Genomic DNA, 13715 nt, shown 5'->3' with positions numbered 1-13715 from the left:
AGCCCAGCGCTAGAAGCAGTGCTCCTCCGCCGGGAAGGTTCCCTCGGCCACTTCGCGCTTGTAGTCGGCGGCGGCTTGGGTCATTGTGGCTCCCACGTTGCCCCATTGCTTGGCGAACTTCGGGCGGTGTCCGCCGGCGGGGAATGCGACCATGTCGTGCCACACCAGCACTTGGCCGTCGCAGTGTGGGCCGGCGCCGATGCCGATAGTAGGGACGGGGCATTCTTCCGTGATCTCCTGGGCAATGGCGGCGGGCACCATTTCCATGACCACGAAGTCCGCACCGGCTTCCGCAACGGCGCGCATGTCCGCCTTGAGCTGTTCTGCTCCCGCGCCGCGCCCTTGAACCTTGAATCCGCTGAGTGCGTTGACGGACTGCGGGGTGAACCCGATGTGCGCGCAGACGGGGATGCCGGCGTTTTTCAGCGCCTTGATGCGTGGGGCGATACGCTCGCCACCTTCGATCTTCACGCAGTGCCCGCCGCTGCGACGCATGATTTCTGCTGCCGACGCCACAGCCTGCTCGTCCGAGGCCTCGTATGTGCCGAAGGGAAGGTCCACAACAACGAAGGCGTTGCCCGCTCCTCGGACAACCGCCGCGGCGAGGTAGCACATTTCGTCCATAGAGACTTGCTGGGTGGCGGTGTAGCCAAAGACTACGTTGGCGGCGGAGTCGCCCACCAGGATCATCTCAATTCCGGCTTCTGCGAAGGCTACGGCGGTGGAGTAGTCGTAGGCCGTGACCATGGCAAACGGGGTGCTGTCTGGGCCTTTGCGGGCTTGGAGGTCTGACAGGCGGATTTGCTTGGTGGGGACCATGTAGCCCTGGGGTACGTCGTGCGATGAAGTCTGGGAGCTGTTGTGGGCAGAAGTCATAGTGTTCATTGTGCCACGCGTGGTGTGTGACCTTTCCACTAGTATGGGGTTCATGAATCGCCAACAGGAATATGTTCTTCGCACGTTGGAGGAACGCGACATTCGTTTCGTGCGCCTCTGGTTTACTGATATCCAGGGTTATTTGAAGTCTGTGGCGTTGGTGCCCGCGGAGCTTGAGGGGGCTTTTGAGGAGGGCATTGGCTTCGACGGTTCTGCGATTGAGGGCTTTTCCCGTGTGGCGGAATCGGACACGATCGCGTTGCCGGATCCTTCCACGTTCCAGATCTTGCCGTTTTCGGAGGCTGCCGATGGGCAGCTTTCGGCGCGGATGTTCTGTGACATTGTCACGCCGGATGGTGAGCCGTCGTGGGCGGATCCGCGGCAGGTGTTGCGCCGTCAGATGAAGGCGGCAGCAGATCAGGGGTTCACGTGTTATGTGCATCCTGAGATTGAGTTTTTCTTGGTGCGCAGCATTGATACGGACGGCCAGGAGCCGGTGCCGACGGACTTCGGTGGCTACTTCGATCAGGCCGTGACGGATGAGGCCCCGGGCTTCCGCGCGAATGCTATTTCTGCGCTGGAGCGGATGGGCATTTCGGTGGAGTTTTCTCACCATGAGACGGCGCCGGGCCAGCAGGAGATTGATCTTCGTTTTGCCGATGCGTTGACGATGGCGGACAACATCATGAGTTTCCGTTATTTGATTAAGCAGGTTGCGCGTCAGGGTGGGGTGCGTGCAACGTTTATGCCGAAGCCGTTTAAGAATTACGCGGGTTCGGCGATGCATACGCATATGTCGTTGTTTGAGGGCGACGATAATGCGTTCCACGATCCTGATGATGAGCTGGATCTGTCTCCTACGGCGAAGTCCTTTATGGCGGGTATTCTCCACCACGCCCCGGAGATGACGGCGATCACGAACCAGTGGGTTAATTCCTACAAGCGCATTACCTCGGGAGATGAGGCTCCGCGGTCGGCTGCGTGGGGTGCGTCGAACCGGTCGGCGCTCATTCGTGTGCCGATGTACAACAAGGGCAAGGCGGCCTCCCGCCGCATTGAGGTCCGTTCACCGGATTCCGCATGCAACCCGTATTTGACCTACGCGGTGTTGATGGCCGCGGGATTGAAGGGCATCCGGGATGGTTATGAGCTGCCGAATCCTGCGGAAGAGGACGTGAATCTGATGACGCGTCGCGAGCGTATCGCGTCCGGTTTCAAAGATTTGCCAACCGATTTGGATTACGCCCTGCGGGAAATGGAAAAGTCTGAACTGGTGGCCGACGCATTGGGCGAGCACGTGTTTGAGTTCTTCTTGCGCAATAAGTGGAGTGAGTGGAACGACTACCAGACTCAAATCACTGCCTGGGAACTTCGGAATAATTTGGCGTTCTAATGACTCGACCACGCTCCTCCCGCTCAACAATTCCGTCTCACCGCGTGCTGGGGCTCAGCGGTGCGCATGCTCAGCAGGACCTCATTGATCTGGGGTGGACTGACGAAGAGCATGTGCCGATCCTGTGGGCGCTGGCCGCCACGGGCGACCCCGACCTGACCCTCAATAACGTGGTCCGCTTGTGTGCCGCGCTGGAGGATGCGCAGTCACGTGGTGAGGACCTCAGTCAGGGCGCGGGAGGTGAGGCGTGTGGTGAGATCCCCGACGCCACACTCGCCACACTGCACCGGATGCTGGTGGAGAATGCGGAGTATCGTGCTCGGCTCTTTGCGTTGTTTGGTTCCTCCACCATGTTGGGAGATCACATTGTTGCGAATCCGGATCAGTGGGTTCGCTTGGCGAAGGATCTTCCTACACGCGATGAGATGATGGATCTGATGCTGGGGGTTGTGGACGCCCAGCACGTTCCCGAAGCCGGAGAGCTGGTGTACCGCGCCGGCGTGGTGGGGCCTGAGGCCGATGAAGCGCTGCGGACGCAGTACCGCACGCTGTTGGCGCGCATTGCGTCCTTGGATGTGGCGAGCACGACGGTGCACCGCGGCCAGGAGAGTTCTGAGCCTCTGGAGTTTGAGGTGGTCTCTGGTCTGTTGTCGGATGCGGCCGATGCCGCGCTGACGGCCGCGTTGGCGGTGGCGTGCGCGACCGTGTTTGGCCGCGCCGGGTCGGAGGAGACGCAGGAGGTTCCGGGGCACCTGGCGGTGCTCGCGATGGGCAAGTGCGGTGCGCAGGAGTTGAATTACATCTCCGACGTGGACGTGATCTTCGTGGCAGAGCCTGCCGACGCGAAGGCCACTCGCTGGGCAGGAGAGTTCATCAATATCGGCAGCCGTCTGTTTTTCGAGGTGGATGCGGCCCTGCGCCCGGAGGGCAAGGCCGGTGCCCTGGTGCGCACGCTGGATTCTCACGTGAAGTACTACGACCGGTGGGCACACACGTGGGAGTTCCAGGCGCAGCTGAAGGCCCGGCCGATGGCCGGGGACCTGGAGCTGGGGCAGGCTTATGTGGATGCGTTGGCTCCGAAGGTGTGGACGGCGTCGGAACGGGAAGACTTCGTTCCGGACGTGCAGGCGATGCGCCGGCGTGTGCTGGATAACGTGCCGGAGGACCTGCGTGAGCGTGAGTTGAAGCTGGGCCAGGGCGGCTTGCGTGATGTCGAGTTCGCGGTGCAGCTTCTGCAGCTGGTGCACGGACGGACGGACGAGAAACTGCGTGTTCTGTCCACAGTGAAGGCCCTGCGGGCTCTGGTGGATGGTGGCTATGTGGGCCGTGAAGACGGCCAGACGTTGGTGAAGAACTATGAATACCTTCGCCTGCTGGAGCACCGCCTGCAGCTGCAGCGCTTGAAGCGCACGCATGTGCTGCCGCCGGCGGATGACGAGGCAACACGGACGTGGTTGGCGCGTACCGCCGGCTGTCGCCCGGAGCAGGAGCGCACACATGCGGAGCAGCTGGATGCGGAGGTGCGCCGCACGGCGCGCGAAGTCAAGCAGCTGCACACGAAGCTGTTCTATCGGCCGCTGCTGGCCTCGGTGGCGGCATTGGACGCGGATGTGGTGCGCTTGTCGAAGGACGCGGCGATCAGGCAGTTCCACGCGCTGGGCTTCTACTACCCGGATCGTGCCTACGAGCACTTGACTGCGCTGGCGTCCGGCACGTCACGCAAGGCGAAGCTCCAGGTCATTATCCTGCCGAGCTTGCTCGGCTGGTTGGCCGAAACCGTGGATCCGGATACTGGTTTGCTGAACTACCGTCTGCTGTCTGAAAAGGCGAAGGACCGCCCGTGGTTCCTGCGGCTGCTGCGCGATGAGAGCATCGTCGGCCAGCGTCTCATGCACATTCTGGGGACGTCGCCGTATGCGTCGGATTTGTTGATGAACTCCCTGGATTCCATCAAGCTGCTCTCCGATGGTGCCAATGGTCCGAAGTTCATGGACCGTGAACCTTCCGTGGTGACGCACTCCCTGGTCGCGGCGGCGGGGCGTTATAGCGATCCCGATAAGGCGATCGAGCGCGCGCGAAGCCTCCGCCGCGCGGAGCTGGCGCGCATTGCCATCGCCGACCTGCTGGGCTTCATGGATATCGAGAGCGTGTGCCAGTCCCTGTCCTGGGTGTGGGACGCAGTGCTCGAGGCCGCCCTGCATGCGGAGATTACGGCGTGGGAGGACCGCAAGGCCATGAACGCGCCCGCCCGGATTTCCGTGATCGGCATGGGCCGCCTGGGTGGTGCGGAGCTGGGCTATGGCTCCGACGCCGATGTGATGTTTGTGTGTGAGCCGGTGGAGGGCGTGGAGGAAAACGACGCCGTCCGGTGGGCCATCCGGATTGTCGACCAGGTCCGTACGCGCTTGGGCCGTCCAACGCAGGATCCGCCGTTGGACGTGGACGTGGACCTGCGACCCGAGGGTCGCAGCGGTGCGGTGGTGCGCACGTTGGAGAGCTATCGCCGCTACTACGAAGAGTGGGGTGAGGTCTGGGAGTACCAGGCGTTGCTGCGGGCCACGTGGATCGCGGGCGATAAGGATCTGGGTATCCGCTTCCTGCACATGATCGACCAGTTCCGCTACCCGCCCGGCGGGGTGGGAGACAAGACGGTCCAGGAAGTGCGCCGCATGAAGGCGCGCGTGGATGCAGAGCGCTTGCCGCGGGGTGCGGATAAGAACATGCACACCAAGCTGGGGCGAGGTGCCCTCACCGATGTGGAGTGGACGGTCCAGTTGCTCACGATGATGCATGGCCCCGAGTGCGAGCTTCTGCGCAACACCTCCACGCTGGAGGTGTTGACGGAGCTTGCGAATGCGGAGTTTATCTCCCAGGCGGATGCGGAGATTCTGCGCACGGCGTGGATCACGGCCACGAAGGCCCGCAATGCGCTGGTGCTGGTGAAGGGCAAGCGGAAGGATCAACTTCCCGCTGCCGGTGATGATCTTCGCGCGGTGGCTGCAGCCGCAGGGTGGTCACCCACGGAGTCGCAGGAGTTCCTGGATCGCTACCTGAAGGCAACCCGTAAGGCGCGCCGGGTGGTGGACCGAGTGTTCTGGGGCGAGGACGTGGGACTTGATTTTGAGCATTAGTTTCACAAGCGCCTTAAGGTAGGGTAGGCTAACTTCTTGAGAAAAGGAGGCGAACACGTTCCATGAATGCGGATCACTGGGATCAGGACCACCGCGCATACCTTGATGTGGCACCGTTGGTGGAGAGCACCCGCACTACTATCACCGATGCGCTGCAGCGTTCTCAATGCTGGCAGCGGATGATCGCGCACCAGCTCCCGTTCATCGGGCGCGCCGCCTACCTTGAACAGCACTGGGAGGGCCTGCGAGTGCTGGGCACTGCCTGCGACAAACTGGGCCTGCACGCATTCCACGCGGCAATTGCCGTGCAGCAGGAACAGCTGGGGGCAGCGCTGGATCGCGCTCACGCGACCGCGCGTTGGCGCGAGCATCACGTGACGATGCCGTCCATGTTGCAGTTCCGGCGTCGGATTAATGAATTGATGGAGCAGCGCAACACGGTGGGCATAGCGGCTCAGGCGGTGGTTCGGTTGGTTGCGGCGTCGGCGTGTCCGGCGCCCGTTGATCGGGATCGGGTGAGCATTCCGGCGGTGACGAACGTATTCAGCGAGGAAGATGAAGAGCTGTTCGCGGAGGAGCTGTCCGCGGCGATGCTGATGGTGATGGCGCATGGGTCGGATGTGTGCCGCGCGTACCCAGATGAGGATATTTCGGCGTCCTGTGCGACGACTGCGGCGGCGATTCGGGCGGCGCTCGCCTAGAGGAACGGACGCAGCTACAGCACGCATTACCAAAGTTTGCCTATCCTAATGTAGTGTTACCTAAGTGGAGACACGGCAGGAGAAAACATCAGCGCAGCGCCTGCGCGAACGGCGCATCATCACCATCACTCTGCTCGCCTTAGGCAGCGTGGCAACCATCGTGCTCAACCTCACCCTCGGGCAATTTTCCATGTCACTAGGGGAGGTCTGGAGGCAGGTGCTCGCAGGCCCCGGAGGCAGCTATGACGAACACTCGGCAGGGCCGCACAACTCCGTGCTGTGGAACATCCGAGTCCCGCGCCTGATCCTCGGCCTACTGGTGGGCAGTGCGCTCGCCGTTGCCGGCACCATCCTGCAAGGCCTGCTGGGAAACCCCTTGGCCGAACCCGGAGTGATCGGCGTGACCAGCGGCGCCGGCGTGGGAGCGGCCGCAGCCATCGTCTTCGGCTGGACCTTCCTGGGAACCGCGACGGTGCCCTTCTTCGCGTTCCTCTCCGGAATCATCACCACGCTGCTGGTGTACCGGCTCTCCCGATCGCAGGGCAAGGTTCACATCCTCACGCTGATCCTCACAGGCATCGCCGTCAATGCTGTTGCCGGCGCCCTCATCAGCTTCTTCGTCTTCCTCGCCCCCACTAGCGCCCGTGAGGAGATCATCTTCTGGCAGATGGGTTCCTTAAACGGTGCGCAGTGGAAGCACATCGCCACCGTCATCATCCCGATTGTGGGATGCGTTGCTGGCGCCATTGCGATTGCCCGCTGGCTCGACGTGCTGGCGCTTGGGGAGAAGGCCGCCCGGCATGCGGGCGTTCGCGTGGGTGTGATGCGCCCGCTGGTGGTGGGCTTGTCCACTGCGCTGGCGGCCGCGGCAGTGAGTTTCGCGGGCATCATCGGGTTTGTTGGTTTGATTGTGCCGCACATCCTGCGCCAAGCTCTGGGCCCCTCGAACCGGTGGCTGGTTCCGCTGTCCGCGGTGGGAGGCGCGGTGCTGGTCACCCTGTCTGACCTCGTGGCGCGCACGCTCATCGCCTATGCAGAACTGCCCATCGGGATCTTCACGGCCCTGGTGGGCGGACCGACCTTCTTCATCTTGTTGCGCCGCAACCTGGCGCGTTACGGAGGTGCTCACTAATGGCCATCACACCTATTCTCAGCTGCACGAACGTGGGACTGACCGTCGGCGGCGCCTGCACGCACGAGGTGCTCAAGGGAGTGGACGTGCAGGTCCTGCCCGGCGAAGTGGTGGGGCTGATCGGGCCGAATGGTGCCGGCAAATCCACCCTGTTGTCGGTGCTCTCGGGAGATATTGAACCCGACGCCGGAAGTGTCCTCCTCAAAGGGCGCGCGTATTCGTCCTACAGCGATAAAGAGGCGGCTCGCATCCGCTCCGTGATGATGCAAAACACCCAGGTCAGCTTCTCCTTTAGTGTGCGTGACGTGGTCGCCATGGGGCGCAGCGCGTGGGGTAAAGACTCAGATGATGAACAGCGTGTGGCCCATGCTCTGGAGCAGGTTGGGCTCGGAGAGCACGCTGACCGTGACATCACCACCCTGTCCGGTGGTGAGTGTGCGCGTGCGGCACTGGCACGGATCATTGTTCAGGATTCGGATGTGGTGATTCTCGACGAGCCCACCGCGGCCATGGACATTGGCCACAGTGAAAAAACGATGCTGCACGTGCGCGACATGGCGGCTAGCGGGAAAGCGGTGCTGGTGGTGATCCATGACCTGGAGACCGCGGCGCGGCATTGCGATAGGGTAGTGCTCCTTAAGGAGGGGGAGGTTGTGGCCCAGGGCATGCCAGCGCACGTGTGCACCTCCGAGAACCTCAGCGACGTGTACGGGTGGCCGGTTGATGTGGCCTACATCGATGGGGTTCCCTGGATCCGTGCGGCGCACGGGCAACGCAGCCAGGACGCGCGGGCTGCGGCGTTGGCGTTGGCTCGGGAACGGGCGCAGGGTACGTGCCCCATGTTCTGACATCGCACACAGCCCACAGGACTCACACACGTCACACGTATCGCGCCAGCTTGGACTACGTGTTCACGGCCAACACGTTCACGCCAAGACATTCACATACGGCACAGACACACAACACATGAAGGATGCAAATATGGAATCAACACAGACATCACACACCAGCTCGCTGGCTCAACGGCTCAAGCAGGAAACCGCTGAGGCCCACACTCGCGCAGAAAACTCGACGTTCATCGTGGACTTGTTGGAAGGAAAGCTGCACAGGGACGCTTTCGTGGCCCTCCAGGAACAGAGCCTGCAATTCTATACGGCGCTGGAACACGCATTGGACACGTTCACCCAGGACCCCTGCGTGCAGTATGTGGCCGATCGGCGCTTGGACCGCGCCGATCGCCTGCGCCACGACGTGGCGGCGCTGGGGGGAAACGTTGACGCACAACCGCTTCCCGCTACCGCCGAATACGTTGCCCATCTGCAGGAGGTTGCCGAGCGTGGGGATACGGTCGCCATGATTGCACACCACTACGTGCGGTATCTCGGGGATCTGTCGGGCGGACAGGTGGTTGCCTCGAAGATGAAAAGCCTGCTGGGAATCCCCGAGGAGGCCTTGAGCTTCTATGACTTCACGGCCATCGGCAAGCTTAAGCCCTACAAGGACACATACCGCATGGCGTTAGATAAACTGCAGACTATCTTGAGCGGCGAGGAACAGGACGCCCTGGTAGCAAGCGCGGGTACTGCCTTCATCCTTAACCAGAAGGTGTTCGTGGACCTGGGCAAGATTTACTGCCAGTAGTGGATCTGCGGTTAAAGGACACACACTGTGTCGTTTCACCCACAAAGAAAGGGTTCAGCCCCGCTGGTGACCAGCGGGGCTGAACCCTTTTAGCTGCTCGTACGAGCGGTGGGGGTGATTAGCGGTGGAGCCACGGAGTGTGGAGCAGCAGATGGGTGATCAGTCCGATCAGTCCCAAGGTTCCCAGGAAACCGACCAGGACTCCTGCCACGCCGTGGAACTTGGCAAACAGGCTGGTGAAGAAGTTTCCGCTGCCGGCAGGAGTCTTGGGCTCCTCAACCTTTGGAGGCTCCGGGTTGGAAGGCTCCTCGACCTTTGGATCCTCCACCTTTGGATCCGCAGGCGTCTTGGTCTCCTCTACCTTCGGCTCCTCGACCTTTGGGTCCTGTGGCGTCGAGGTTTCCTCGGTCTTTGGCTCCTCAGGCTTCGAGGTTTCCTCAGTCTTCGGCTCTTCGGTCTTTGGTTCCTCTACCTTTGGTTCCTCAGGCTGTTCCGCAGGAGCCGGGCACTCCGCGGCAAAAGTGAAGCTGCCGCTGATAGGGGACGTGTAAATATTGTCGTCTTTGTAGAAGCCTCCGAAGGCAATCTGCCCCGCCTCCGTAAATTGACCTCTACCAGCAGAGGCAAAGTTTACCGTTCCTTCGCTCACGGTGAACGGCTCCGTGAGTGTCCAGGTGGACAATGTCACAGCCTTGGTGGAGTTCATCTTGCCAACAGTGTGCGTATCCACGTATTCGCGGGCATCTGCGTCAGCGACCAGTTCCAGGGTGGTGCCGTGGGCCTTCAGCACGAAGTTGGAGAATTTATTATCCAGGATGTAGTCGCCGCTCTTCTTGTCCTGGTGGCCCTGGAAGTGCAGGGTGCCATCCACTGCAAACTCTGCCTGGTCCGGGCCGCTCACCGTACCTCGGGTGGAGTTGAAGGTCCACGAAGAGCTCTGGTCGCTACCGTTGGTAGTGATGTCACCGGTGGCCGCGGAGTGACCACGAGCGATGGGGCCATGGATGTACCGCACCCAGGAGTCACGGAGATCCCAATTGAAGGTGCCTGCGGTCACGTTGTAGTTCTTGCCGGCGTCGCTGCAGGTCGCGGCGCTGGCGGCGTCGGTCTGCGCGGTGGCCATTGGGGTGACGGCACCCATCGCAATGCTGGTGGTGGCGACGGTTGCGATCAGTGCGCGCAGTGCGGACTTCTTCAGGGACTTGTTGTTGATGGTCATGGTGTACCTTTCACACGTGCTTGAGGGGGGTTGATGGTGGGTTATTGGTAGAGCGCTTTGGCGAAGGACAGGATCATTTCGCCTGTTTGCGGGCCGAAGCTTAGGGATTGGCTGTCTGGAATAGTGACGATGCGTTGGTTTTTGCCTGCCTCCGTTTCGGACACACCAGGTTTGGCGAGCAATCCCTCCAGGCCGCCCGCGGACTCCAGCCCCTTGGTCATCATGACGATGACTTCGGGATTGATCTTGGCCAGCGCTTCGGCGTTTGCGGGGGTCATGTCGGTAATGCCCGCATCCACCGAGGTGTCCACGCCGCCCACGGAGGAAATCAGATCATCGGTGCCGCTGTCCGGTCCGAGGATGAAGAACACCCCGCCGGTCCCGCGCGCATAGATAAAGGCCATGCGCAGCGGGTTGTCGGGTGCGATCTCTTTGATCTTGGTGATCGCCTCGTCGCGTTCGCGTTCGGCACGCTCCGCTAGCTGTTTGCCTTCCTTCGTGAGGCCAACCACACCCGCGATGTTCTGGATGTCCTCGCCAATGCTGTCCAGGGAGTGGGTGGGGTTGAGCACCACGACGGTCACGCCGGCGTCGCGGATCTGGTCAATGGCCGTATCGGGGCCGATCGAATGATCGACGATCACCAGCGAGGGCCGGAGGTTCAGGATGGCCTCAACGTTGAGGTTGTGCCCACCCTGGGTGACGACGGGGAGGTCGGCCAGGCTCGGCTCCATCGAGCTGACCGTGCGGCCCACGATGTTGTCGCGAAGCCCCAGGCCAGCGATGGTGCGGGAGGTGGTGCCGTAGAGATCCAGCGGCAGGATCCTGCTGACGTCGGTGACCTCCACGTCGTAGCCGTCGGCGTCGGTCAGGGAGACGGGCAGGGTGGGGGTGACAGCGTCGCTGATGGGCGTGACATCGCCGACCAACTCTGCTTCCGAGACGCCCTTCGTGGCTCGCGGATCCTTCTTCGTCCATTGCGCCGTTTGCTCCATCACGGCATCGAAGGATGTTTCCTGCGCCGCCGCCGCGTTCCGTGCGCCGTTGTCTGTGTTGATTCCGCACGACGCCCACAGCATCATCCCGGACAGCATCACCGCCGTTAAGGCCATCTTGCTGAAGGGTTTGCGGAGGGATCCGTGCGGTGCATTCCTGGTGGTGGGGAGTTGCATGGGCTTACTCCACCTCCGCCAGGCCCAGAGGCTTGCGCTTGTAGGACAGCGTGAGGCAGGAGGCGGCAGCGATGCCGAACACGGCGAGCACTGCGATGAGCTGAACAGGGCCCATGTTCGCGCCGCTGAGTCCTGCCGAGAGGATGCCACTTCCGTCGTCCTCGCCTTCACCGTTGTGGAAGGAGAGCAGGCCGGAGCCCTTCTGGCCGAACTTGGATTTCGCGTCCCCACTGGAGGCGTTGGCGCCCTGGCCGGACTTCGCGCCACCTGCCGAGGAGCCACTGCCGCTGCCGCCGCCCCCCTTCAGGGCGGCTGCAGCACCGGATGCTGCGGCAGCCGTTCCATCGGAGGCGCTCGAGGCGCCGCTGGTGGCGCTTGCGCAGTCGGCAGAGCCGCCCAAGCTTGCGCCGATAGAGATCGGATCCAGCCGAGTGCCGGGCTCGTAGAAACCGGCGAAAGCGTCCGCACCAGCGGCGGTGAGGGAGACCTCGGCAGATCCGGACACGGAGGAGCTGCTGACGTCCAAGGAGCTATAGGAAAGATCTCCCAGCGCGACCGTGCCGAAGTTCTTCGGCGTGCCTTCCACATCGGAAGACTGCACGTCGGCGATGAGTTGTCCGCTGTTGCCGGAGAAGGTGGCGCGCAGGTTGGAGATGACCAGGTTCAATTTGCCGTTGTGGCCGTAGAAGCGCAGGGTACCGGAGGTATTGACAGAACCGACCTTGGAGTTCGCATCCACGGAGCCGGAGCCGCCGGAGAAGACGAAGGCGTTTCCGGAGTCACCCACTCCGTCGCCTTCCCAGCCGCCCTTGGCGATGGAGCCGCTGATGTAGGTGCGGAAGGATTGCTTCACACCCCAGGAAATCTGGCTCGAAGTGACGGCGGTGCACTGCTCGGCAGTACCCGATCCAGAGCCGCCGCCCGTGGCAGCCTTCGGTGCGCCGGCTCCTCCCTGGGAGCCGCCGGATTGCGTGCGAGCTGGGGCTGCGCTTGCTTTGCCGCCTGCTGCGGGGGCGGGTTTCGTGCCGGAGGCCGGGCGGCCAGCAGGTGCAGGCTTGGCACCGGATGCTCCAGAGTTTCCGTTTGCAGGTTTGTGTGGACGCGGCGTGGCGGCTTGAGTATTGGTGGACACCGAGTCCAGCCCATCGAGTGTGGGGAGAGAGCCACAGGATTGGGATGCTTGAACACTGAGGTTGATGTCCGCCAGCTCGGTGCCTTCGTCGTAGAAGTCGGCGAAGGCTGCTGCTCCGGTGCTGGTTAGGACGGGGGTTCCAGTGTAGTTGCCGCCGCCGGTGACAGGAGAGGTGAAGGTCACATCAGCCAGGTGAACCCAGCCATCCAGACCCTGGATCTCATTGCCGTCGGCATCCTGAGAGCTCATGATCACCAGCAACTGTGCGGTGTTGCCTCCAGTGAACTTCAGGGTGGGATCCGAGATGGACGTCTTGAGGAGTCCACCGTGACCCGTAAAGGTCACGTTACCGGCGCCTGCGGCGAAGCCGAGTCCGTCAGCATCGACGTAGCCCTTGGATACGGTGAAGCTGAAGCCTGATCCATTGTCCTTCGCGCCACGGGTGGTCCAGGAACCCTTCGCAATGGGTCCCTTGATGTAATTCAGGAACGAGTCCTTTACGGCCCAATCCAGTTGCCCCTGGAGCCTCTGGTGGGGAGTGGAGCAGGATTGGGCGGAGGCCTCGGGCAGGTATGCGCCGGGTGCTGCCGACCCGAGGAGCCCTCCACCGATGGTGAGTGCGGTGCCGAGGGCTAGGGCGCTGGCTGCTGTGCGGGCGCCCACAGCCAGCGAAGACCTATGCTGCATCTTAAGTTAGCCTTCCTTATCATGAATAAGCCAAGGGTAGCCTAACACTATGGATTTAATTTAGGGTAGGCTGATCTTGCTTCCACTGTGTGTGAGTACCCCCGAAAGACAATATGAAGCCACCCGTATGAGATGGCTTCTGGATAAGAAAGTGCAGGACAATGGACATTTCTGGAGTGGATCCAACACGGGTAATTGTGGTCTCCCCCGTGGAGAAAATCGTGATCTCCCTGAGTATCGCGGCGCTGGCCGTGGGGCTAGGGCTGGGAGAAGGCTTGATCGTGATGATCGCCAGCGTGTGCACCCTCGCGTGCCTGGGCCTGATGGTGTTCCGGGAGGATCGCTCCCGGCGCCGAAGCGCCATGAAACTCTACCCGGACGAGCCCTGGGCGGAATACGACCTCGCGGAGAAGAAGGACGCGCTCAACAGCGTCATCACGTTCGCCGTCGTCATGATTGCGGCGCTGGCCATCAACATCGCGCTCGACAGGTGGGGACAGGTTCAGCTCGTGGCAGCTGTGCTTCTAGGGTGCCTCGCAGCGGCAGCGGTGTTCTACCTTCCGACGTTTAGGCGCCTGGAATCTCAGTAGTGTGTCCCTGCACCACGCTCACGCGCGAGGGTAGGGACGCC

General features: G+C 62.1%; 11 protein-coding genes. 7 read left to right on the top strand and 4 right to left on the bottom strand.

What is annotated here, in order from left to right; translation table 11 throughout:
* Positions 1–9: 9 nt before the first annotated feature.
* Positions 10–885, bottom strand: a complete 876-nt coding sequence (gene panB, locus GC425_RS06445; RefSeq protein WP_151844420.1) for a 3-methyl-2-oxobutanoate hydroxymethyltransferase — start codon at positions 883–885, stop codon at positions 10–12.
* 43 nt (positions 886–928) lie between these two features.
* Here panB and glnA point away from each other — a divergent pair, with 43 nt between their 5' ends.
* The 6 genes from glnA (at position 929) to GC425_RS06415 (ending at position 8874) form a co-directional block, all read left to right on the top strand.
* Entirely contained in the window at positions 929–2269 is a 1341-nt protein-coding gene (glnA, locus tag GC425_RS06440) for a type I glutamate--ammonia ligase (RefSeq protein WP_151843026.1), read from the top strand.
* Positions 2269–5400: a bifunctional [glutamine synthetase] adenylyltransferase/[glutamine synthetase]-adenylyl-L-tyrosine phosphorylase gene (locus GC425_RS06435; protein WP_151844419.1), complete on the top strand. Its 3132-nt coding sequence runs from the start codon at positions 2269–2271 to the stop codon at positions 5398–5400. The genes glnA and GC425_RS06435 overlap by 1 nt, the downstream gene beginning before the upstream one ends.
* 62 nt (positions 5401–5462) lie before the next feature.
* Positions 5463–6101 carry a hypothetical protein gene (locus tag GC425_RS06430; RefSeq protein WP_151844418.1) on the top strand — a complete coding sequence of 213 codons (639 nt, stop codon included), beginning with the start codon at positions 5463–5465 and terminating at the stop codon, positions 6099–6101.
* Positions 6102–6165: 64 nt separating this feature from the next.
* Positions 6166–7233 carry an iron ABC transporter permease gene (locus GC425_RS06425; RefSeq protein WP_151844417.1) on the top strand — a complete coding sequence of 356 codons (1068 nt, stop codon included), beginning with the start codon at positions 6166–6168 and terminating at the stop codon, positions 7231–7233.
* The gene (locus GC425_RS06420; RefSeq protein ID WP_151844416.1) at positions 7233–8081 is read left to right on the top strand and encodes a heme ABC transporter ATP-binding protein; all 849 of its coding nucleotides are present in this window, start codon (positions 7233–7235) and stop codon (positions 8079–8081) included. The genes GC425_RS06425 and GC425_RS06420 overlap by 1 nt, the downstream gene beginning before the upstream one ends.
* Positions 8082–8199: 118 nt before the next feature.
* Positions 8200–8874, top strand: a complete 675-nt coding sequence (locus GC425_RS06415; RefSeq protein ID WP_231699754.1) for a heme oxygenase (biliverdin-producing) — start codon at positions 8200–8202, stop codon at positions 8872–8874.
* 118 nt (positions 8875–8992) lie between these two features.
* On the opposite strand, the gene GC425_RS06410 is transcribed toward GC425_RS06415, so the two are convergent.
* The 3 genes from GC425_RS06410 to GC425_RS06400 form a co-directional block, all read right to left on the bottom strand.
* A complete protein-coding gene (locus GC425_RS06410; protein ID WP_151844415.1) occupies positions 8993–10093 on the bottom strand; it encodes an HtaA domain-containing protein in 1101 nt (366 codons plus the stop codon).
* Between the two features lie 41 nt (positions 10094–10134).
* Positions 10135–11205 carry a hemin ABC transporter substrate-binding protein gene (locus GC425_RS06405; protein WP_374707643.1) on the bottom strand — a complete coding sequence of 357 codons (1071 nt, stop codon included), beginning with the start codon at positions 11203–11205 and terminating at the stop codon, positions 10135–10137.
* Between the two features lie 64 nt (positions 11206–11269).
* Positions 11270–13084, bottom strand: coding sequence for an HtaA domain-containing protein (locus GC425_RS06400; protein ID WP_151844414.1), 1815 nt, complete (start codon positions 13082–13084; stop codon positions 11270–11272).
* A gap of 161 nt (positions 13085–13245) precedes the next feature.
* On the opposite strand from GC425_RS06400, the gene GC425_RS06395 reads away from it, so the two are divergent.
* Positions 13246–13674 (top strand): hypothetical protein, encoded by a 429-nt coding sequence (locus GC425_RS06395; protein ID WP_151844413.1) that lies wholly within the window; start codon positions 13246–13248, stop codon positions 13672–13674.
* The last annotated feature ends 41 nt before the right edge of the window (positions 13675–13715 follow it).

This window comes from Corynebacterium sp. zg254, from assembly GCF_024701495.1.
In the GTDB taxonomy this organism is placed as follows: domain Bacteria; phylum Actinomycetota; class Actinomycetes; order Mycobacteriales; family Mycobacteriaceae; genus Corynebacterium; species Corynebacterium zhongnanshanii.
This window is presented reverse-complemented; position numbering and strand designations above follow the sequence as displayed.

Excerpts from the sequence above, each read along its gene's own strand:
- panB (WP_151844420.1), bottom strand. The coding sequence starts at position 885 with ATGAACACTATGACTTCTGCCCACAACAGCTCCCAGACTTCATCGCAC.
- glnA (WP_151843026.1), top strand. The coding sequence starts at position 929 with ATGAATCGCCAACAGGAATATGTTCTTCGCACGTTGGAGGAACGCGAC.
- GC425_RS06435 (WP_151844419.1), top strand. The coding sequence starts at position 2,269 with ATGACTCGACCACGCTCCTCCCGCTCAACAATTCCGTCTCACCGCGTG.
- GC425_RS06430 (WP_151844418.1), top strand. The coding sequence starts at position 5,463 with ATGAATGCGGATCACTGGGATCAGGACCACCGCGCATACCTTGATGTG.
- GC425_RS06420 (WP_151844416.1), top strand. The coding sequence starts at position 7,233 with ATGGCCATCACACCTATTCTCAGCTGCACGAACGTGGGACTGACCGTC.
- GC425_RS06415 (WP_231699754.1), top strand. The coding sequence starts at position 8,200 with ATGAAGGATGCAAATATGGAATCAACACAGACATCACACACCAGCTCG.
- GC425_RS06410 (WP_151844415.1), bottom strand. The coding sequence starts at position 10,093 with ATGACCATCAACAACAAGTCCCTGAAGAAGTCCGCACTGCGCGCACTG.
- GC425_RS06405 (WP_374707643.1), bottom strand. The coding sequence starts at position 11,205 with ATGGCCTTAACGGCGGTGATGCTGTCCGGGATGATGCTGTGGGCGTCG.
- GC425_RS06400 (WP_151844414.1), bottom strand. The coding sequence starts at position 13,084 with ATGCAGCATAGGTCTTCGCTGGCTGTGGGCGCCCGCACAGCAGCCAGC.
- GC425_RS06395 (WP_151844413.1), top strand. The coding sequence starts at position 13,246 with ATGGACATTTCTGGAGTGGATCCAACACGGGTAATTGTGGTCTCCCCC.